This window comes from Lysobacter sp. HA35, assembly GCF_054061195.1.
This window is the reverse complement of record NZ_JBSSDY010000001.1, coordinates 109,057-128,333: the sequence shown is the minus strand read 5'-3', so window position 1 is coordinate 128,333 and position 19,277 is coordinate 109,057. Positions and strand designations below refer to the sequence as shown.

Below are 19,277 nucleotides of genomic sequence, written 5' to 3'. Positions count from 1 at the left end.
CACGTCACAGCATCGCGTTGCACATCGCGTGTTCATTCGGCGGGAAGTCCCATTTCCGCGAGCAGCTGCGGTGCGGGATACACCTTCGCCATCAGCCAGCGCATGTAGCGCATGTCGACGTGGATCGCGCGCTTGTAGCGCGGGTCGTACATCCAGCTCGCGCTCACCGCTTCCCAATTGCTGTCGAAGTTGAGCGCGATGAGGTTGCCGTTGGCGTCGAGCACGGGCGAACCTGAATTGCCGCCCGTGGTGTCCAGATCGGTGAGGATGTCGACCGTCTGCGTCTTGAGCGTCGGGTCGGCGGTCGTGCCGAAGTCGCCCTTGGCGATCGCGTCGCGCAGCGGTTTCGGCGCGTCGAACGGCTTCACGCCGGTGTGCTTCTCGACGATGCCGGCGACCGTCGTCACCGGGACGTAGTGCACGCCATCGCGCGGATCCATGCCGCGCAGGTTGCCGTAGCTCACGCGCAGCGTGGAGTTCGCATCCGGATACACCGCTCGGCCCTGCGACTTGCGATACGCGATGAGCGCGCGCATGTACGACGGGCGCAGGCGCAGCAACTCGCCTTCGCGTGCCTTGCTCTCGTCTTCGATGCGCAGCAGCGCGGGCTGCAACGTCGCGGCGGCGCCCAGCAGCGGATCGCTTTCGTTCGCGAGCGACGTAGCATCGCGCGACATCATGGCCAGGCGCATGGCTTCGTCCCCCAGTTTCGTACCGGCGTAGAGCGCATCGAGCTTCGTGCGCAGCTCGTCCGGCGTACGGCCGAACACGGCGTCGACTTCGGCGACATGCTGCGCCGCGGGCAACGCCTGGTACTGCGTGAGCAGATACGTCAGCACCGCGTTTTCGATCGCCGGATCGAAACGGCGCTGCACCTGCTTGAGCTGTCCGGTGATCAGCGCTTCGTCGCGCTGCTGGTAGCCGAGTTCGCGTTGCGCGTCAGGCTTGCTGCGCTCATGCGCGAGACGCTGCACGGTGATTGCGGCGCGCAGCAGCTGCGTCTGCGAGCGAATCATGCCGAGCAGCTGGTCGCGATCACGGACGATCGCCGCCTGGTCGAGCAGCTTCTGCACCGCGGCGATGTCGGTGCGCGTCGCGCCGGCCGAGGGCTGCTTCGCGAGCCAGGCCAGCATCTGCGCTTCATCGTTGCGGCGCACGGCGGCGGCGTCACTGCGACGCAGGCCGTCCAGCTCGCCCTGCGCGCGCTTGAGGTTGTTCTTCAGGCTCTGCAGCTGCGACGCGTACAGCACGTGCGATTCCGGCGTCGCGGCGGCCTTGTCGATGGTCTCGATCACGCCCTGGCTCAGCGCGACGCGCGTCGGCAGCTGCCAGCCGATCTGCTGTTCGAATTCGCTGGCCATGCGGTGGCGATAAGTCGTACCGGGATAACCGGCGAGCATCGCGAAGTCGCCTTCGCCGACGTTGCGCGTCGACACCTGCAGGTGCGCCGGCGGGTTGTACGGCACGTTGTCCGCGCTGTAATCGGCGGGCTTGCCGTCGCGGCCGACATAGGCGCGCAGCACAGTGAAGTCGCCGGAATGACGCGGCCACACAAAGTTGTCGACCTCGTCGCCGTAATTGCCGATCGATTCCGGCGGCGCGTACACGAGGCGGATGTCGCGCAGTTCCAGCTGACGGATCAGATAGAAGTCGGTGCCGTAATACATGTTGGCGACGCTGCAGCGCGTGCCGGCATCGCGCTCGCACTCGGCGACCGCCGCCTTGGTCGCGGCGTCCACCGCGTCGTAATACGCACGGCCGCTCTTGCCCTTGGCGCCGGCGAGGATGCGGTCGGTGATGCGGTCGAAGCCGGTGGTCACCAGCACGCGGTAGTCGGGCGCTGCGGGCAGCTCGTCGCCGCGGGTCTTGGCGACATAGCCATTGCCGATCAGGTCGCGGTCGGCGCGGCTGTTGTACTGGATCACCGGGAATGCGACGTGGTGGTTGGTCAGCACCAGCCCGTCCTTGGAGACGAACGCGCCGGTCGCGCCGCCCACCTTCACCACCGCGCTGAGCGGCGGGCGGGTGAGGTCGGCCAGCGCCGCGGGGTCGCCCTCGAAGCCGGCGGCCTTCAGCTGCGGCGCCAGGTCCGGCAGCTGTGACGGCATCCACATGCCTTCGGACGCGACGACCGGGGCGATGGACAGGGACAGGGCGGTGGCGAGCAGACGGCGGCGCATGGAGGTGTTCCCTTCGATCGGCCGCCGACCATAGCGGCAGGACTCCGGAGGCCGCAATCCGGCAAGGCCTTCAGGTCGCCGTCCGTATAATTCGCGTTCCATCGCGCGCCGCGCATTGCAGGCCCTCCCAGCATGTCCGAAACCGTCACCGTTCCCCTGCCCGCGCAGACCATGCGCGCCCTCGTGAAGCGCGAAGCCGCCAAGGGGATCTGGATGGAGGAGGTGCCGGTGCCGACGCCCGGCCCGAACGAGGTGCTGATCAAGCTCGAGAAGACGGCGATCTGCGGCACCGACCTGCACATCTACATGTGGGACGAGTGGAGCCAGCGCACGATCAAGCCGGGCCTGGTCATCGGCCATGAATTCGTCGGCCGCATCACCGCGCTCGGCACCGGCGTAACCGGCTATACCGTCGGCCAGCGCGTTTCGGCCGAGGGTCACATCGTCTGCGGACACTGCCGCAACTGTCGTGCGGGCAAGCAGCACCTGTGCCCGAACACGGTCGGCATCGGCGTCAACCGAAATGGCGCGTTCGCCGAATACATCGTGATGCCGGCCTCGAACCTGTGGCCGATTCCGGACCAGATCCCGAGCGAGCTCGCCGCGTTCTTCGACCCCTATGGCAACGCCGCGCACTGCGCGCTCGAGTTCGACGTCGTCGGCGAGGACGTGCTGATCACCGGCGCGGGCCCGATCGGCATCATCGCCGCCGGCATCTGCAAGCACATCGGCGCGCGCAACGTGGTGGTGACCGACGTCAACGACTATCGCCTGAAGCTCGCCGCCGACATGGGCGCGACGCGGGTGGTGAACGTGTCGAACAGCTCGCTCAAGGACGTGATGAAGGACCTCCACATGGAGGGCTTCGACGTCGGCCTCGAGATGAGCGGCAACCCGCGCGCGTTCAACGACATGCTCGACTGCATGTACAACGGCGGCAAGATCGCGATGCTCGGCATCATGCCCAAGGGCGCCGGCGCCGACTGGGACAAGGTGATCTTCAAGGGCCTCACGCTGCAGGGCATTTACGGCCGTCGCATGTACGAGACCTGGTACAAGATGACGCAGCTCGTGCTGTCGGGTTTCCCGCTCGGAAAAGTGCTCACGCACCAGCTGCCCGTCGATAAATTCCAGGAAGGTTTCGACCTGATGGAAGCCGGCAAGAGCGGCAAGATCGTCCTGAGCTGGAACTGAGGGCGCGGCGATGATCTTCGTGCTGATCATCGCCGTCATCGTGATCGCGGGCTGGATCTATCTCGCGAACAATCAGAACAGCGGCGTTGTGCGTTCGGGCAACGCCGGCTCCGGCGACTACGCGCCGATGAACGCGTACGACAACCCGTACGACACGAACGAGAACAACGATCGCCCGTTCGAACCCGATACGTGCAGCGATACGTCCGATGATTCGTCGTCGGATAGCTCGTGCGATTCGGGCGACACCGGCAGCTCCGACTGAACTTATTTTTGCCCCGAGGGCAGGACCGCATGTCACTCACCGAACGCTACGAGACCACCCTCGACGAAATCCGCGACGCCGGGCTGTTCAAGTCCGAGCGCATCATCACGTCGCCGCAGTCCGCCGAGATCACCCTCGCCGACGGCCGCACGGTGCTGAACTTCTGCGCCAACAATTACCTCGGCCTCGCCGACCATCCGGACATCATCGCGGAAGCGAAGAAGGCGTTGGATACGCACGGTTTCGGCATGGCCAGCGTGCGCTTCATCTGCGGCACGCAGGACCTGCACAAGCAGCTCGAGCAGAGCATCGCGACGTTCTTCGGCAAGGAAGACACGATCCTCTACGCCGCCTGCTTCGACGCGAACGGCGGCCTGTTCGAGCCGCTGCTCGACGAGAACGACGCGATCATTTCCGACGCGCTCAACCACGCGTCGATCATCGACGGCGTGCGCCTGTGCAAGGCCAAGCGCTACCGCTACGCCAACTGCGACATGGCGGATCTCGAAAAGCAGCTGCAGCAGGCAAAGGCCGACGGCGCGCGGACGATCATGATCACCACCGACGGCGTGTTCTCGATGGACGGCTTCATCGCGCCGCTCGACGAGATCACGCGCCTCGCGCAGCAGTACGGCGCGCTCGTGCACATTGACGAATGCCATGCGACGGGCTTTCTTGGCGCAACCGGCCGCGGCTCCGCCGAGGTCAAGGGCGTGCTTGACCGCATCGACATCATCACCGGCACGCTCGGCAAAGCCATGGGCGGCGCGCTCGGCGGCTTCACCACGGCCAAGCGCGAAGTGATCGAACTGCTGCGCCAGCGCTCGCGTCCGTACCTGTTCTCGAACTCGCTGCCGCCGCACGTGGTCGCCGCAGGCATCAAGGCATTCGAGATGCTCGAGCAGGCCGGCGAACTGCGCGAGACGCTCGCCGCGAACACGCGTTACTTCCGCGAGCGCATGACCGCGATCGGTTTCGACATCAAGCCGGGCGTGCATCCGATTAGCCCGGTGATGCTGTACGACGCACCGCTCGCGCAGCGCTTCGCCGAACGGCTGCTGGAAGAAGGCATCTACGCGATCGGTTTCTTCTTCCCGGTCGTGCCGAAGGGCCAGGCGCGCATCCGCACGCAGATTTCGGCGGCGCACACGCGCGAGCATCTCGACCGCGCCATCGATGCGTTCACCCGCATCGGGCGCGAACTGGGCGTGCTGAAAGCCTGACGCCAAACGCATGCGCCGCAGTGTCCGGCGCATGCTCGTAGTCCGGGCACGCGAGGCGTGTAGCGTGCCTGCTCCGATTGGAGATGCGACATGAAGGCGCTCACGTTCGACCGCTTCGGCGGTCCCGAGGTTCTGGTCTATCGCGATGTGCCGGACCCGTTACCCGGCGACGGCCAGGCGCTCGTTCGTCTGCATGCGATCGGCCTGAACTTCGCCGACGTCTATCGTCGACAGGGCCACTACCACCTCGCCGGTGATCCGCCGTGGGTCGCGGGCTACGAAGGTGCGGGCGAGATCGTGTCGGCGCCGGAAGGTTCGGGGTTCGCGGTAGGTGACCGCGTGGCGTTCGCCGATGCGCCGTTCGCAAATGCCGAACTCGCGGCGGTCGACGTCGATCGCCTGATTCCCCTGCCGGACGACATCGCGTACGAAATCGCCGCTGCGTTGTTGCTGCAGGGCCTCACCGCGCAATACCTGATCCGCGACAGCTATGCATTGCGACCCGGCGGCACCGCGCTCGTGCACGCCGCGGCCGGCGGTGTCGGGCAACTGCTGGTGCAACTTGCCACGGCACGCGGTGCGCGCGTGATCGCGCTGGCGTCGATCGAAGCGAAGTGCGACGTGGCACGACACGCCGGTGCTGAAGCGGCATCGACGTACGACGGCGACTGGGTCGCACGCGTCCAGCAACTCGCGCCAAACGGCATCGACGTCGCATTCGATTCGATCGGCCGCACCGTGCACGACTCGTTGCGCGCAGTTCGGGCCGGCGGCACTGTCGTGTTCTACGGCATGGCGGGTGGCGACCCGGAGCCTGTCGATCCGCGCATGCTCATGGACGGCTCGAAGACGCTAACTGGCGGCGATCTCTGGAACGTCCTGCGCACTGCCGACGACCGCCGCACGCGCGCCGCCGAGCTGTTCGACTCGGTGCGACGCGGCGACCTCAAGGTCGCGGTCGATTCGCGCTTCGCGTTGTCCGACGGCGCGGCCGCGCACGCACACCTGGAAAGCCGTCGCGCGCTCGGCAAGGTGCTGCTGATTCCCTGATGCGCCCTGCCCTGCGCCGCCTGTTCCTGCTCGCGCTCGCGACGGACAGCGAGGCACAGCACCATGGCGATGTCTGGACCACGCGTTGCCTGCATTGCCGCACGCGCCTGCAGGTGCGCGACGACGGCGCCGCGCTTGGCGCCAGTTCGCTCGAACACGTCGTGCCGCGCGCATGGTTCGGCAAACGCGCGGCGAACGAGCTCACCGCACGCGTGGGCGACGCGCCCGACGATGCATGCAACCTGGCCATCGCCTGCACGCGCTGCAATCAGGACAAGGGCAAAGGCCCCGATGCGCGCGGGCCGTCGGATGCACGCGCACGCGAGGTCGTCACGTCGTTGCTCGATACGCGCATGGCGCGATGGCGCCTGCCGTTCGACGACGACGTGATGGGCTGACCGGCATGGCATCGCCGACGACGATCGCTTTCGCGATCCTCACGTGAGCGCTTTCGTCGCGCGCGGACTGCGCGTCGACGGACAACGGCACTGCGTCAGTACGAGCAGCGATTTCCGCAGGGGCGTGGCTTGACGATGTCGCTGCCGTCGTCGGCGACCGCAGTCGGCGTGGCCGCGGGCGTCGTGGTGGTGACCGACGGGCTGGGGATCACGCCCCAGTACAGGAGGATGGCGAACAGGATGTCCATGACGGCTCCAGCGGTGCGTGGCGGGACCGCCCGGTGCACCGGCCGTGGCGGTCGACGGACGCTACGCCTGCCGATCTGAAGACGATGTCGACGCGGCCTTCACATCTGCAGCAGCGCGGGTTGGTCCAAGCGCGGCGGCTTCTTCTGCCGTCAACGTCCGCCAGTCCCCCTTGCGCAGTTCGCCGAGCGGAAGCGGACCGATCGCGACACGAACGAGCCGGAGCACGCCGATATCGAAGGTTTCGAGCAGTCGACGGATCTGTCGATTGCGGCCTTCGTCGAGCACGATTTCCAGCCACGCGTTTCGCGCGCCACTGCGCAGCAGCGTGACCTTCGCGGCAGCGAGACGTTCGCCATCGACGTCGACGCCGGCTTCGATCGCGCGCAGCGTCGTGTCGTCAGGAATGCAGTCGACCTGCACGTGGTAGGTCTTGTCGGGTCCGCTTTCCGGATCGGTGAGCGACGAGGCCCAACGCGGGTCGTTCGAGAACAGAAGCAGGCCTTCGCTGGCCTTGTCGAGGCGGCCGACCGGCGCGATCCACGGTAATCCCGCGCCGTCGAAACATCGATAGACCGTGTCGCGTCCCTGCTCGTCGCGCGCGGTAGTTACCAGGCCGCGCGGTTTGTTGAGCGCGAGGTAGATCGGCGATGCGCTGGCGTCATCGAGATCGCGGACGTCGACACGATCGACGTCCATGCGCACGGGAAATTCGGGATCGCGAACGGTGCGTCCGTTGACGGTGACGCGACCGTCGCGAATCCATGTCGCGGCCTGCGTGCGCGAACACAGGCCGCGCTTGGAAAGCACGCGCGCCAACCCGTGGCGCGGCACCGCTCGCGGCATCGACGCTTACTTCTGCGGTGCGTCCGCCGGCGGAGGCGGCGGAGGAGGCGCGGCCTGCGCACCCTTGGCCACGCGCACGCCCTTGGCCTTCATCCACGCGTCGAACTCGTCAGCCGTCATGCGCTTGCCGTTCTGGTTCATGTCGAACCGCCACGGCGTGTTGTCGAACTGCGTCTGCGGTTTGTAGGTGGCCGGATCCATGCCGGGCGTGAACTGGCCGGGTTTGGTCGACATCGCGGTGGCGCGGCACTTGTCGATGCGGATGCGCAGCAGCACGGCGTCGACCGTCTGCGTCTGGTCGAACGCCTGCGCGAGCACGCCGCTGGGCGCTCCGAGTTGCGGCGCGGGCGCGACGAGCTCGGGTGCGAGCGCGGGCGCGGACACCGGAGCTGTCGAAGAGCGCGCGATGCCGGTGCAGGCGTCCTGCGCGAACGCACTTCCGCTGGCCAGCACGAGGGAGATAAGAACGAGGCGACGCATGGTGATCTCCGGCGGCCGAATCGGGCGGACAGCATACGTCGCGATTCGTGAAAGCGCGTTTGTCGGACTCGACAGTTTGCGTTCGCCTGCTTCATCGGCCGACGGGTGCAGCGACATGTCGATGCTTCCGCCGCGCAGCGTCGAATATCGCGCGCAAAAAAGAAGCCCGGCACAAGGCCGGGCTTCGGGTGCAGCGGTGAACCGGACGTCTTACTGGTTCTGGACGTTCAGCTCGGTACGACGGTTACGCTCGCTCTTACACGCCGGCAGGGTCTGCGGGGTGTTCTCGAGCGGACGGCTCTCGCCATAACCGGTCGGGCCGGCCAGACGCGACGCGTCGATACCGTGGCTGGTCAGGTAGTCGTACACGGCGCGGGCGCGACGCTCCGACAGCGACTGGTTGTACGCATCGCTGCCGCACAGGTCGGTGTGACCGGCGACTTCAACGCGCAGCTGCGGGTAACGGCCGAGGATCGAGACCGCCTCGTCGAGGATCGCGATCGCGTCCGGACGCAGCGTCGACTTGTCGAAGTCGAAGTTCACGCCCTTCAGGTCGATCGTCAGCGGCACGGCGCAGCCGTCCGGACCCACGGCCTGACCGGCCGTCGAACCCGGGCACTTGTCGTCGCAGTTGTTCACGCCGTCGCCGTCGTCATCCTTGTCCGCGCAGGTCGGAACCGGAGCCGGGGCGACCGGCGCCATCGGCGGCGGGCCCAGCGGGATCAGCACGCCAACCGAAGCGAGCAGGTCGCCGAAGCCGCTCTTGTCCGGCGCCGCGACGCTCTGGTCGTCGAAGTCCACGCGGTACGCGAGTTCGGTGCGGATGCGGACCGGGCCGGCATCGCCTTCGATACCGCCACCGATCTTGGCGGCGAAGTTGCCGTCCTTACGCTGGCCGGGCGAGTTCGGGCTCGGGAACGCGTCGTACTCTTCTTCCGAGCGCTGGTAGCCGGCGCCGAGAAGCAGGTACGGATCCCACGAACGGCCTTCAGCGCGGAAATGGCGGCGGGCGTCGAACGAGATGCCGTACTGGCTCCACCAGAGGTTCTGGTTGGCGTCGAAACGGGGGTTCTGGTAGTTGAGCTGGGTTTCGAACGACCAGTTCGGATTGATGGCCTTGCCGATGCCAATCGCGCCGAACGGCGCGTTGCGCGTGCCGCGGTCGTTGTCCTGGATGTTGAAGCCAGCGTCGGCGGACAGGTACCAGCGGTCGTCGAACGCCTGGGCGTGCGCCGCCTGGCCAAACGCCAGGCCCGCGAGCAATGCGGTACTCAGCATGCGGTTCTTCATGTGGAGCTCCAAAAGAGGTCGGAAACGGCAGCCAGGCCGGTAGTGTCCTGAACAGGCCGAGCTGAATGATTACACGGCCGCTAGGATTTTTTAACATCCCTGAACGAAAGGGCCGACCGGCGGGCCGCAAAAAGAAGCCCGGCGCAAGGCCGGGCTTCGGGTGCAGCGGTGAACCGGACGTCTTACTGGTTCTGGACGTTCAGCTCGGTACGACGGTTACGCTCGCTCTTACACGCCGGCAGGGTCTGCGGGGTGTTCTCGAGCGGACGGCTCTCGCCATAACCGGTCGGGCCGGCCAGACGCGACGCGTCGATACCGTGGCTGGTCAGGTAGTCGTACACGGCGCGGGCGCGACGCTCCGACAGCGACTGGTTGTACGCATCGCTGCCGCACAGGTCGGTGTGACCGGCGACTTCAACGCGCAGCTGCGGGTAACGGCCGAGGATCGAGACCGCCTCGTCGAGGATCGCGATCGCGTCCGGACGCAGCGTCGACTTGTCGAAGTCGAAGTTCACGCCCTTCAGGTCGATCGTCAGCGGCACGGCGCAGCCGTCCGGACCCACGGCCTGACCGGCCGTCGAACCCGGGCACTTGTCGTCGCAGTTGTTCACGCCGTCGCCGTCGTCATCCTTGTCCGCGCAGGTCGGAACCGGAGCCGGGGCGACCGGCGCCATCGGCGGCGGGCCCAGCGGGATCACAACGCCGACCGAGGCCAGGACGTCCTGGAACCAGTCTTCGCCGTCATCATGGTTGTCGTCGTTGAGCAGTGCGCCGACGCTGTCGTTGTCCGCGTCGAGACGCACAGCGAGTTCGGTACGGATCTTCACGCGACCGACGTCGCCCTGCATACCGATACCGACCTTGCCGGCGACATGGTCGTCCTCGCGCTGGCTCGGAGCGCCGTTACGCTCGAAGCGAGCCGGAATACGGGCGTCGGACGGATCGAACTCCTCTTCCGAACGCTGCCAGCCCAGACCCATCACGACGTAGGGGTTCCATGCGCGGCCTTCGGTCACGAAGTGGCGGCGAACGTCGAACGAAACGCCGTACTGGCTCCACCAGAGGTTCTGGTTGTAGTCGGCCTTCGGGTTCTGGTAGTTGGCTTCGAGATCCCACGACCAGTTGGGGTTGAACATCTTGCCGAAGCCGATGGCCGCGAACGGCGCATTGCGCGTGCCGCGGTCATTGTCCTGCAGGTTGTAGCCGACGGAACCGGTGATGTACCAGCGGTCGTCGTACTGCTGGGCCTGCGCGGCCTGCGCCAGCGACAAGCCACCAAGCAGGGCGGCGCAGAGGAGTTTCTTGTTCATCTTGTACTAGCTCCTTGTGGATCGGGAGAGGGGGAGTCCGCGTCAGCGTTTTTTTATTCCGACCGTGCGAGACGGCTAACTGAACAAAGCCATCGGCGCGCAGACTAGAAGCGGCCCTGTGAAGGTGCTGTTAACTGGCCCGTAACAATTTTCGAAGTTCCCGAAGAGCCTTTTTTCAGTGGGTTTCGGTTAATCGCGCACTGCCTTGGCACGAAATCGCCTGTGTTTCGTGAACCGTTTTGCGCGGGCAAATGGGGTTTGCAGGGGCGGATATCAGGGGCCGAAGCGGCTACGCCTTGCCCCGCCCGCGCTTTCCCGGCATCGTGCCCGCACCGTACGCACGCGTATCCACGATGACCGACGCGCCGCACCCGCGCTTTCCGCACCTGTTCGCGCCACTCGACCTCGGCTTCTGCACGCTGCGCAACCGCGTGCTGCTGGGATCGATGCATACGGGCCTCGAGGACCACGCGCGCGACTTCCCGAAACTCGCGGCCTATTTCGCCGAGCGCGCGGAAGGCGGCGTCGGGCTGATGGTGACCGGCGGCTTCTCGCCGAACGTGCGCGGATGGCTCAAGCCGTTGTCCGGGACGTTGTCGATGCCGTGGCATGTGCGTCGGCATCGACAGGTGACATCGGCGGTGCACGCGCACGACGCACGCATCTGTCTGCAGATCCTCCATGCCGGTCGCTACGGCTATCACCCGCTGCAGGTCGCGCCGAGCGCGATCAAGGCGCCGATCAACCCGTTCAAGCCGACAGCGTTGTCGTCGAGCGGCGTCGAGCGGCAGATCCGCGCGTTCGTTCGCACTGCGGTACTCGCGCGCGAGGCCGGCTATGACGGCGTCGAAGTCATGGGCTCGGAAGGCTATCTGCTGAACCAGTTCACCGCGCCGCGCACCAACAAGCGTGGCGACGCCTGGGGTGGCGACGCCGCCAAACGCATGCGCTTCGCCGTCGAGATCGTTCGACGCATCCGCGAAGCCTGCGGTCCCGACTTCATCCTGATCTATCGGCTGTCGATGATCGACCTGGTCGACGACTCGCTCAACTGGAGCGAAGTCGTGCAGCAGGCGCAGGCGGTCGAAGCCGCGGGCGCGACCATCATCAATACGGGTATTGGCTGGCACGAAGCGCGCGTGCCGACCATCGCGACGTCCGTGCCGCGTGCCGCATTCGTCGATGTCACCGCACGACTGAAGCCGCACGTTCGTGTTCCGCTCGTCGCGACCAACCGCATCAACATGCCGGAAGTCGCCGAGCGCGTGCTCGCCAGCGGCGCCGCGGACATGGTGTCGATGGCGCGACCACTGCTTGCGGACCCGCAGTGGCTCGCAAAGGCACGCGATGCGCGCGTCGACGAGATCAATACCTGCATCGCCTGCAACCAGGCCTGCCTGGATCATGTGTTCGAGAACAAGCGCGCGACCTGTCTGGTGAATCCGCGTGCATGTCATGAAACCGAACTGATCTATACGCGTGCGTCGACGCCGAAACGCGTCGCGGTCGTCGGTGCTGGCGTCGCCGGCCTTGCATGCGCGACGGTTGCTGCGCAGCGCGGTCACCACGTGACGCTGTTCGAAGCCGCGGACGACATCGGCGGCCAGTTCAACCTGGCGCGACGCATTCCGGGCAAGGAAGAGTTCGACGAGACGATCCGCTACTTCCGCCGTCGAATCCAGATCGACCAGATCAGCCTGCGTGTGTCGACACGTGCGACCAACGAAGAACTCGATGCGTTCGACAGCGTCGTCCTCGCGACCGGTGTGGTGCCCCGGCCCGTCGAATTCCCGGGAAGCGACGATCCGCGCGTACTTCGCTATGACGATGTGCTCGCAGGTCGCGTTGCCGTCGGCCCGCGCGTCGCGATCGTCGGTGCCGGCGGCATCGGTTTCGACGTCGCGGAATTCCTCGCGCACGAAGGCGTATCGCCATCTCTCGACATCGATGCTTGGCGTCGCGAGTGGGGCGTCGATGTCGAGTACACCGACGTTCCCGGCGGCCTGCGCGCACCCGAGCGTCCGCCCGTCGCACGCGCCATCTGGCTACTCCAACGCACCGCAGGCAAGCCCGGCGCGCGACTCGGCAAGACGACCGGCTGGATCCATCGAGCCAGCCTCAAGTCGCGCGGCGTGCAGGCGCTCGGCGGCGTGCAGTACGTGCGCTTCGACGATGCCGGCTTCCACATCACCGTGGACGGCGAGCCGCGCACGCTCGAGGTCGACAACATCGTGATCTGCGCCGGCCAGCTATCGAGCAATCCGCTGGAAGCACCGCTGCGTGCAGCCGGTCGCGACGTGCATGTCATCGGCGGCGCGGACGTCGCGGCGGAGCTCGATGCCAAGCGCGCGATCGCGCAGGGAAGCCGCGTCGCCGCCACGCTCTGAGCGGCCGCGACGCCATCCGCGCAACCATCCATTGCAGCCATCGCGTTGCCGTAAGGCGGCGCATGGCCGGATAGTCGCCGGTCCCGTCCAATGGAGTCGTCCATGAAGCTCTACACGAAGCCCGGCGCCTGCTCGACCGCCTGCCACATCTCGCTGCACTGGTCCGGTGCGCCGTTCAGCGTGCAGGTGCTGACGGCCGACGAAATGAAGTCCGCGCCGTACCTCGCGATCAATCCGGTCGGCGCGGTGCCGGCGCTCGTCGATGGCGACTTCAAGCTGACGCAGAACGCGGCAATCGTCGGCTACATCGCCGACATGTGTCCCGACTCCGGCCTTGGCGGCGACGGCAGCCCGCGCGAACGTGCGGAAGCCAACCGCTGGCTCGCCTTCTGCAATGCGGACGTGCATCCCGCGTTCCATCCGCTGTTCGGGCCCGGCCGTTTCATCGCCGACGAGTCGCAGTTCGACGCGGTGCGCGCCATGGCTCGCCAGCGCCTGCGTGGCATGTACGAGCGCGCGGAGCGTCAGCTCGAAGGCCGCGAGTGGATCGCCGGCTTCCGCAGCTACGCCGACCCGTATCTCTACATCACACTCATCTGGGCGACGAAGACCGGCGTCGATCTGACCGGTTTCGACAACCTCGCGACGTTCATGCGACGCATGGAAACCGATGCCGGCGTGCAGGCCGCGTTCAAGGCCGAAGGCCTCGCCTGATGTTTGAAGCCCGCGCGGCGGAAACGTCGCGCGGGTTCGTCGTCAGAGATCGTCGCGCCAGTGACGCGACATCTCGAGAAATGCAAACGACGCGGACCAGGCGATCATCATCAGGCCGACCAGCGCTTCGGCGCCGGCGAGCCAGCGGATCGGGCCCTTCGGCGTGAGATCACCGAAGCCCACCGTCGAATACGTCATCGCCGACAGATAGAACGCGTCGAACACGCTGGCGCGGTGCGCGCCGTCAATGCCGCCCGCCTCGGGCACGCGCAGCAGCGCCCAGTAGCCGACGCCGAACACCAGCATCGCGAGTGCGTGCAGCCCGAGCAGCCCGAACACCATCCACAGCATGTGGTGACGCGCGACCGGCCCGCCGCTGCGCTTGCGATGCCGGGTGTACAGCTCCCCGAGCCGCTTCATCCCTTCGAAGTTGATCGCCACCGCCACGACCACCGCGACGATGGACGTCGCGATGGCGATGGCGTGCACCTCGTAGGGCGCGCCGGCGAGCACCGATCAGCGCTTGTCGATCGACACGTACTCGCGGTCTTCCGGGCCGATGTAGTTCGCGCTCGGGCGAATGATCTTGCCGTCCTCGCGCTGCTCTATGACGTGCGCGCTCCAGCCGGTGGTACGCGCGACGACGAAGAGCGGCGTGAACATCGGCGTCGGGATTCCCATCATGTGATAGGCCGATGCGCTGTACCAGTCGAGGTTCGGGAACATCTTCTTGGTGTCCATCATCAGGTTCTCGATGCGCTCGGACACATCGAACAGCGTCATGTTGCCGCCGTCGGCGCAGAGCTTGCGCGAGATTTCCTTGATGATCGGATTGCGCGGATCGCCGATCGTGTAGACCGGGTGGCCGAAGCCGATGACGATTTCCTTGCGTTCCATGCGTGCGCGGATATCGGCTTCCGCTTCGTCCGGCGTCGCGTAGCGGCTGATGATGTCCATCGCCACTTCGTTCGCGCCGCCGTGCTTCGGGCCGCGCAGCGCGCCGATCGCGCCGGTGATGCAGGAATGCAGGTCCGAACCCGTACCCGCGATGACGCGCGCGGTAAACGTCGACGCGTTGAACTCGTGCTCGGCGTAGAGGATCAGCGACTTGTCGAGCGAATCCGCATGCAGCGACGACGGACGCTCGCCGTGCAGCAGGTGCAGGAAGTGCGCGGCGACCGAATCATCATCGGTCTGCACTTCGATGCGCTCGCCGTTGCGCGTGAAGTGCCACCAGTACAGCAGCATCGAGCCGAAGCTCGCGATCAGCTTGTCGGCGATGTCGCGCGCTTCCGACGCGGGATGACCTTCACGTTCCGGCAGCACCGTGCCAAGCACCGAACAACCGGTGCGCAGCACGTCCATCGGATGCGCGTTCGCAGGTACGAGCTCCAGCGCTTCCTGCACGATCGCCGGCAGGCCCCGCAGGCGCTTGAGCTTGGCCTTGTAGGCGCGCAGCTGCGACGTCGTCGGCAGCGTTCCGTGCACCAGAAGGTGCGCGACTTCCTCGAACGTCGACTTCGTGGCGAGGTCGTGGATGTCGTAACCGCGGTAATGCAGATCGTTGCCGCTGCGGCCGACCGTGCACAGCGCGGTATTGCCCGCGGCGGTGCCGGACAGGGCGACGGACTTCTTGGCCTTCGGGAGCACTTGCTCGCTCATGTCATCTCTCTCATGGCGGCTTCCGCGATGCGGAAGCGGGAATTCGTGGGATCGCGACGGATCAGTCGTTCTTCGACGTCGCGAACAGCTGGTCGAGCTTGTCTTCGTAGGCGTGATAGCCGAGGAAGTCGTACAGCTCGGCGCGCGTCTGCAGTGTGTCGACGATGTTCTTCTGCGTGCCTTCGCGACGCACGGTCTCGTAGAAGTTCAGCGCGGCCTTGTTCATTGCGCGATATGCGCCACAGCAGTACAGCGCGATGTCGACGCCGGCGTCGCGCAGCTCTTCGGTCGTGAAGAACGGCGTCGAGCCGAACTCGGTGAGGTTCGCGAGAATCGGCACCTTCACCGCCGCCTTGAACTTGCGGTAGTCGTCGAGCGAATTCATCGCTTCGGGGAAGATCATGTCCGCGCCGGCTTCGACATAGGCCTGCGCGCGTTCGATCGCCGAATCGATGCCTTCGACCGCGGCGGCGTCGGTGCGCGCCATGATCACGAAGCTCGCGTCGGTGCGTGCATCCACCGCCGTTTTCACGCGATCGACCATCTCCGCCTTCGTCACCACTTCCTTGCCCGGACGATGGCCGCAGCGCTTCTGCCCGACCTGGTCTTCCATGTGCACGGCAGCGACGCCGACGTTGATGAACGACCGGATCGTGCGCGCGATGTTGAACGCGCCGCCCCAACCGGTGTCGATGTCGACCAGCAACGGCATCTGCGTGGCGTCGACGATGCGGCGCGCGTCGGTGAGCACGTCTTCCATCGTCGAGATGCCGAGGTCCGGCATGCCCAGCGAATTGGCGGCGACGCCGCCACCGGACAGGTACAGCGCCTTGTAACCCGTGCGCTTGGCCATCAGGCCGGCGTACGCAGTGATCGCGCCCATCACCTGTAGCGGAGTTTCCTCGGAAAGTGCGGCACGAAAACGTGCGCCGGCAGACTGTTGCGTCATTGCGACCTCGTCGATTGCAGCCCGCATCGCGGGCGATGGCGATGCATGCACCGCCGGACCACCAAAGCGACGAAGGCGACCGTGGCCGCCTTCGTCATGCGCGTTACAGCAGGTGCGCGACGCCCTGCCGCTCTTCCTCGAGCTCGGCGAGGGTCTTGTCCATCGCTGCACGGCTGAACTCGTCGACCGGCAGGTCGGTCACGCGGGTGTACTCACCGTTCGCGGTGGTCACCGGCACGCCGTACATCACGCCTTCCGGGATGCCGTAGCTGCCGTCGGACGGCACGCCCATCGTCACCCACTTGCCGTTGCTGCCGAGCACCCAGTCGCGGATGTGGTCGATGGCCGCATTCGCCGCCGACGCCGCCGACGACAGGCCGCGCGCTTCGATGATCGCTGCGCCGCGCTTGCCGACCTTCGGGATGAAATCGTTCGCGTTCCAGTCGGCGTCGTTGATGGTGTCCTTCAGCGACTTGCCGTTGACCGTGGCGAAGCGGTAGTCCGGATACATCGTCGGCGAGTGGTTGCCCCACACGACGAGCTTGTCGATGTCGCCGACCGCAACACCGGCCTTGTTTGCGAGCTGTGACAGCGCGCGGTTGTGATCGAGGCGCAGCATCGCGGTGAAGTTCTTCGCCGGCAGATCCGGCGCCGACTTCATCGCGATGTAGGCATTGGTGTTCGCCGGGTTGCCGACGACCAGCACCTTCACGTCACGCGAAGCGACCTTGTTCAACGCCGCGCCCTGCGCGGTGAAGATCTTCGCGTTCTCGAGCAGCAGGTCCTTGCGCTCCATGCCCGGGCCGCGCGGACGCGCACCGACCAGCATCGCGATGTCGGCGTCCTTGAACGCGACTTCCGCATCATCGGTGCCGACCATGCCGGCGAGCAGCGGGAACGCGCAGTCCTCGAGCTCCATCATCACGCCCTTGAGCGCGGCCTGTGCCTTCTCCATCGGCAACTCGAGCATCTGCAGGATGACGGGCTGATCCTTGCCGAGCATTTCGCCGGACGCGATGCGGAACAGCAGCGAGTAACCGATCTGGCCTGCAGCGCCGGTAACGGCAACGCGGACGGGGGTCTTCATGTACGAACTCCGTGGATCAAGCGTGGGGTTGTCGGAGGAATGTTCCTGGATGCCACCGGTCTTACCGGACGGCTTGGACGCGGAGCTCAACGCTTCCGCGTCCATGTTTCACACGAGCTCGGCGCAGAATTCGCGGAAGCGCTCGAGGCCCGGCAGCAGCTGCGGCGTCGGGCAGGTGTAGCTGATGCGCAGCGCGCGCGGCTCGCCGAACGCCGAGCCCGGCACGCAGGCGACGCCCTTGGTCTCGAGCAGCGCATTGCAGAAGTCGACGTCGCTGTTGATCGCGATGCCGCTGGGGCCATGCGTCTTGCCGAACGCGAAGCTGATGTCGGGGAACACGTAGAACGCACCCTGCGAACGCGGGCACTTGAGGCCGGGGATGCTGTCCATCACCGCCATCACCTGGTCGCGCTTGGCCTGGAACTCGGCCGACTTCTGCTGCGGCACGTCCTGCGGACCGGTGAGCGCTGCGATCGCGGCGGCCGTGGTCACTTCGGGCAAGTTGGTGATGTGGTTCGAGTTCATCGTGACGCAGGCCTGCGCGACGACTTCCGGGCCGGCCATGAAACCGACACGCCAACCGGGCATACCGTACGTCTTCGACAGCGAATCGATGAAGATCACGCGGTCGCGCAGCTCGGGACGGGCATGCACGAAGTTGTGATAGCCGAGGCCGTCGAACACCATGCGGTTGTAGATGTCGTCGGTGATGATCCAGGTGTCCGGATACTTCACCAGCACGTCGGCGAGCGCGGTGATCTCGTCCTTCGAATAGACCATGCCGGTCGGGTTCGACGGATTGTTGAAGAGGAACACGCGCGGCTTCTTCGCGAGCGCGACGTCGAGCTGCCCAGGCGTGAGCTTGTAGTTCTGTTCCGCCGGGCACGGCAGCAGGTCGATCTTCGCGTTGACGATCTCGGCGATGTCGACGTAGCTCGTCCAGTACGGCGTCGGGAAGACGATCGTGTCGCCTTCGTCGAGCAGCGCTTCGGCCAGGTTGTAGATGACGTGCTTGGCGCCGATGCCGGTCGCGCAGTTGGCGCGCGTGTAGCCGGTCATGCCAATCTCGGCCATGTGCGCGAGGAACGCGTCGATCAGTGCGTCGGCACCGCGATTGCTGCCGTACTGGCCGCTGTCGTGCGTGAGCGCGTTGGCCGCGGCTTCGTAGACGTGCGGGCCGGGCAGGAAGTTCGGGACGCCGATCGAGAAGCTGATGATGTCGCGGCCTTCGGCCTTGAGACGCTTGGCCTTTTCGGCGACCTGCATGATCGCACTGGGCTTGGCGCGACCGATGCGCGAGGCGATACGGGGCATCGCGGAACCTCGAAAAGTACGGCGGTGGAGGCCGGCCGAGGCGCGACGGCGCAGGGGCCGGAACAGGTCCGAAATGGTATCACGTGAAACTATCGCGCCGCCGGTGGCTCGGCCGGACGCGACGACGCCCGCCGAAGCTACCGGCGGGCGTCGCGAAGCAACCGATTACGGACGGGCGTCGGCGTCGAGCGTCTTGTTCCACTCGGCCACGCGGTCGGCCTTGGCGGCCAGCACGGCGTCGGTATCACCCTCGATCTTGACCGAGCGGATGATGTCGCCCTGCTTCACCTGGTCGACGATGTCCTGGCCTTCGAGCACCTTGCCGAACACGGTGTGCTTGCCGTCGAGCCACGGCGTCGAAACGTGCGTGATGAAGAACTGGCTGCCGTTGGTGTTCGGGCCGGCGTTGGCCATCGAGAGCACGCCGCGGTCATGCGACAGGCCGTTGCGGGCCTCGTCCTCGAACTTGTAGCCGGGGCCGCCGGTGCCGGTGCCCTTCGGGCAGCCGCCCTGGACCATGAAGTCGTTGATGACGCGGTGGAACGACAGGCCGTCGTAGAAGCCGCGCTTGGCGAGGTTCACGAAGTTGGCCACCGTGAGCGGCGCCTTGTCGGCGGCGAGCTCGACGCGGATCGGGCCGCGGTCGGTGTCGAAATTGGCGATGAGGGACATGGAAACTCCT

Annotated in this window: 19 protein-coding genes; 7 read left to right on the top strand and 12 right to left on the bottom strand. The window is 66.2% G+C overall.

Annotation, left to right across the window (positions count from 1 at the left end):
- Positions 1-32: 32 nt before the first annotated feature.
- The gene (locus ACVWZN_RS00700) at positions 33-2,180 is read right to left on the bottom strand and encodes a S46 family peptidase (protein ID WP_456952194.1); all 2,148 of its coding nucleotides are present in this window, start codon (positions 2,178-2,180) and stop codon (positions 33-35) included.
- 171 nt (positions 2,181-2,351) lie between these two features.
- Here ACVWZN_RS00700 and tdh point away from each other — a divergent pair, with 171 nt between their 5' ends.
- The 5 genes from tdh (at position 2,352) to ACVWZN_RS00675 (ending at position 6,310) form a co-directional block, all read left to right on the top strand.
- Positions 2,352-3,374 (top strand): L-threonine 3-dehydrogenase, encoded by a 1,023-nt coding sequence (tdh, locus tag ACVWZN_RS00695; protein ID WP_456954670.1) that lies wholly within the window; start codon positions 2,352-2,354, stop codon positions 3,372-3,374.
- Between the two features lie 10 nt (positions 3,375-3,384).
- On the top strand, positions 3,385-3,639 hold the full coding sequence (locus ACVWZN_RS00690; protein WP_456952193.1) for a hypothetical protein: 255 nt from the start codon (positions 3,385-3,387) through the stop codon (positions 3,637-3,639).
- Between the two features lie 29 nt (positions 3,640-3,668).
- Entirely contained in the window at positions 3,669-4,862 is a 1,194-nt protein-coding gene (gene kbl / locus ACVWZN_RS00685; protein ID WP_456952192.1) for a glycine C-acetyltransferase, read from the top strand.
- A 90-nt stretch (positions 4,863-4,952) separates the two neighbouring features.
- Positions 4,953-5,912, top strand: coding sequence for a quinone oxidoreductase family protein (locus tag ACVWZN_RS00680; RefSeq protein ID WP_456952191.1), 960 nt, complete (start codon positions 4,953-4,955; stop codon positions 5,910-5,912).
- Positions 5,912-6,310 carry an HNH endonuclease gene (locus ACVWZN_RS00675; RefSeq protein ID WP_456952190.1) on the top strand — a complete coding sequence of 133 codons (399 nt, stop codon included), beginning with the start codon at positions 5,912-5,914 and terminating at the stop codon, positions 6,308-6,310. The genes ACVWZN_RS00680 and ACVWZN_RS00675 overlap by 1 nt, the downstream gene beginning before the upstream one ends.
- 95 nt (positions 6,311-6,405) lie before the next feature.
- Here the strand turns inward: ACVWZN_RS00675 and ACVWZN_RS00670 are convergent, their stop codons facing one another.
- The 5 genes from ACVWZN_RS00670 to ACVWZN_RS00650 all read right to left on the bottom strand — a co-directional run bounded on the left by ACVWZN_RS00670 (position 6,406) and on the right by ACVWZN_RS00650 (position 10,482).
- Entirely contained in the window at positions 6,406-6,558 is a 153-nt protein-coding gene (locus tag ACVWZN_RS00670; RefSeq protein WP_155914200.1) for a hypothetical protein, read from the bottom strand.
- Positions 6,559-6,619: 61 nt separating this feature from the next.
- Positions 6,620-7,402 carry a pseudouridine synthase gene (locus tag ACVWZN_RS00665; protein ID WP_456952189.1) on the bottom strand — a complete coding sequence of 261 codons (783 nt, stop codon included), beginning with the start codon at positions 7,400-7,402 and terminating at the stop codon, positions 6,620-6,622.
- Positions 7,403-7,408: 6 nt separating this feature from the next.
- Complete coding sequence (locus ACVWZN_RS00660; RefSeq protein WP_027082446.1) at positions 7,409-7,882, bottom strand: hypothetical protein; 474 nt, start codon at positions 7,880-7,882, stop codon at positions 7,409-7,411.
- Positions 7,883-8,092: 210 nt separating this feature from the next.
- Positions 8,093-9,172, bottom strand: coding sequence for an OmpA family protein (locus ACVWZN_RS00655; protein ID WP_456952188.1), 1,080 nt, complete (start codon positions 9,170-9,172; stop codon positions 8,093-8,095).
- A 182-nt stretch (positions 9,173-9,354) separates the two neighbouring features.
- Positions 9,355-10,482: an OmpA family protein gene (locus ACVWZN_RS00650; protein WP_456952187.1), complete on the bottom strand. Its 1,128-nt coding sequence runs from the start codon at positions 10,480-10,482 to the stop codon at positions 9,355-9,357.
- A 353-nt stretch (positions 10,483-10,835) separates the two neighbouring features.
- Here ACVWZN_RS00650 and ACVWZN_RS00645 point away from each other — a divergent pair, with 353 nt between their 5' ends.
- Both ACVWZN_RS00645 and ACVWZN_RS00640 read left to right on the top strand, forming a co-directional pair.
- Positions 10,836-12,869: an FAD-dependent oxidoreductase gene (locus tag ACVWZN_RS00645; protein ID WP_456952186.1), complete on the top strand. Its 2,034-nt coding sequence runs from the start codon at positions 10,836-10,838 to the stop codon at positions 12,867-12,869.
- A 102-nt stretch (positions 12,870-12,971) separates the two neighbouring features.
- Complete coding sequence (locus ACVWZN_RS00640) at positions 12,972-13,583, top strand: glutathione S-transferase family protein (RefSeq protein WP_456952185.1); 612 nt, start codon at positions 12,972-12,974, stop codon at positions 13,581-13,583.
- Between the two features lie 42 nt (positions 13,584-13,625).
- Here the strand turns inward: ACVWZN_RS00640 and ACVWZN_RS00635 are convergent, their stop codons facing one another.
- The 6 genes from ACVWZN_RS00635 to ACVWZN_RS00610 form a co-directional block, all read right to left on the bottom strand.
- Positions 13,626-14,096, bottom strand: a complete 471-nt coding sequence (locus ACVWZN_RS00635) for a potassium channel family protein (protein WP_456952184.1) — start codon at positions 14,094-14,096, stop codon at positions 13,626-13,628.
- 3 nt (positions 14,097-14,099) lie between these two features.
- The gene (gene prpC / locus ACVWZN_RS00630) at positions 14,100-15,245 is read right to left on the bottom strand and encodes a bifunctional 2-methylcitrate synthase/citrate synthase (RefSeq protein WP_027082442.1); all 1,146 of its coding nucleotides are present in this window, start codon (positions 15,243-15,245) and stop codon (positions 14,100-14,102) included.
- Positions 15,246-15,306: 61 nt separating this feature from the next.
- On the bottom strand, positions 15,307-16,194 hold the full coding sequence (prpB, locus tag ACVWZN_RS00625; protein ID WP_456952183.1) for a methylisocitrate lyase: 888 nt from the start codon (positions 16,192-16,194) through the stop codon (positions 15,307-15,309).
- Positions 16,195-16,297: 103 nt separating this feature from the next.
- The gene (locus tag ACVWZN_RS00620; RefSeq protein ID WP_456952182.1) at positions 16,298-17,281 is read right to left on the bottom strand and encodes a malate dehydrogenase; all 984 of its coding nucleotides are present in this window, start codon (positions 17,279-17,281) and stop codon (positions 16,298-16,300) included.
- Positions 17,282-17,389: 108 nt separating this feature from the next.
- Complete coding sequence (locus ACVWZN_RS00615) at positions 17,390-18,595, bottom strand: aminotransferase class I/II-fold pyridoxal phosphate-dependent enzyme (RefSeq protein WP_456952181.1); 1,206 nt, start codon at positions 18,593-18,595, stop codon at positions 17,390-17,392.
- A 165-nt stretch (positions 18,596-18,760) separates the two neighbouring features.
- Positions 18,761-19,267, bottom strand: a complete 507-nt coding sequence (locus tag ACVWZN_RS00610) for a peptidylprolyl isomerase (RefSeq protein ID WP_456952180.1) — start codon at positions 19,265-19,267, stop codon at positions 18,761-18,763.
- Positions 19,268-19,277 lie beyond the last annotated feature (10 nt).

Bases quoted from the DNA above. Each gene is read 5' to 3' on its own strand.
- ACVWZN_RS00690 (WP_456952193.1), top strand. From the start codon at position 3,385: ATGATCTTCGTGCTGATCATCGCCGTCATCGTGATCGCGGGCTGGATC.
- ACVWZN_RS00670 (WP_155914200.1), bottom strand. From the start codon at position 6,558: ATGGACATCCTGTTCGCCATCCTCCTGTACTGGGGCGTGATCCCCAGC.
- ACVWZN_RS00615 (WP_456952181.1), bottom strand. From the start codon at position 18,595: ATGCCCCGTATCGCCTCGCGCATCGGTCGCGCCAAGCCCAGTGCGATC.
- tdh (WP_456954670.1), top strand. From the start codon at position 2,352: ATGCGCGCCCTCGTGAAGCGCGAAGCCGCCAAGGGGATCTGGATGGAG.
- ACVWZN_RS00620 (WP_456952182.1), bottom strand. From the start codon at position 17,281: ATGAAGACCCCCGTCCGCGTTGCCGTTACCGGCGCTGCAGGCCAGATC.
- prpB (WP_456952183.1), bottom strand. From the start codon at position 16,194: ATGACGCAACAGTCTGCCGGCGCACGTTTTCGTGCCGCACTTTCCGAG.
- ACVWZN_RS00610 (WP_456952180.1), bottom strand. From the start codon at position 19,267: ATGTCCCTCATCGCCAATTTCGACACCGACCGCGGCCCGATCCGCGTC.
- ACVWZN_RS00650 (WP_456952187.1), bottom strand. From the start codon at position 10,482: ATGAACAAGAAACTCCTCTGCGCCGCCCTGCTTGGTGGCTTGTCGCTG.
- ACVWZN_RS00665 (WP_456952189.1), bottom strand. From the start codon at position 7,402: ATGCCGCGAGCGGTGCCGCGCCACGGGTTGGCGCGCGTGCTTTCCAAG.
- ACVWZN_RS00700 (WP_456952194.1), bottom strand. From the start codon at position 2,180: ATGCGCCGCCGTCTGCTCGCCACCGCCCTGTCCCTGTCCATCGCCCCG.
- ACVWZN_RS00660 (WP_027082446.1), bottom strand. From the start codon at position 7,882: ATGCGTCGCCTCGTTCTTATCTCCCTCGTGCTGGCCAGCGGAAGTGCG.
- ACVWZN_RS00675 (WP_456952190.1), top strand. From the start codon at position 5,912: ATGCGCCCTGCCCTGCGCCGCCTGTTCCTGCTCGCGCTCGCGACGGAC.
- prpC (WP_027082442.1), bottom strand. From the start codon at position 15,245: ATGAGCGAGCAAGTGCTCCCGAAGGCCAAGAAGTCCGTCGCCCTGTCC.
- ACVWZN_RS00680 (WP_456952191.1), top strand. From the start codon at position 4,953: ATGAAGGCGCTCACGTTCGACCGCTTCGGCGGTCCCGAGGTTCTGGTC.
- ACVWZN_RS00645 (WP_456952186.1), top strand. From the start codon at position 10,836: ATGACCGACGCGCCGCACCCGCGCTTTCCGCACCTGTTCGCGCCACTC.
- ACVWZN_RS00640 (WP_456952185.1), top strand. From the start codon at position 12,972: ATGAAGCTCTACACGAAGCCCGGCGCCTGCTCGACCGCCTGCCACATC.
- kbl (WP_456952192.1), top strand. From the start codon at position 3,669: ATGTCACTCACCGAACGCTACGAGACCACCCTCGACGAAATCCGCGAC.
- ACVWZN_RS00655 (WP_456952188.1), bottom strand. From the start codon at position 9,172: ATGAAGAACCGCATGCTGAGTACCGCATTGCTCGCGGGCCTGGCGTTT.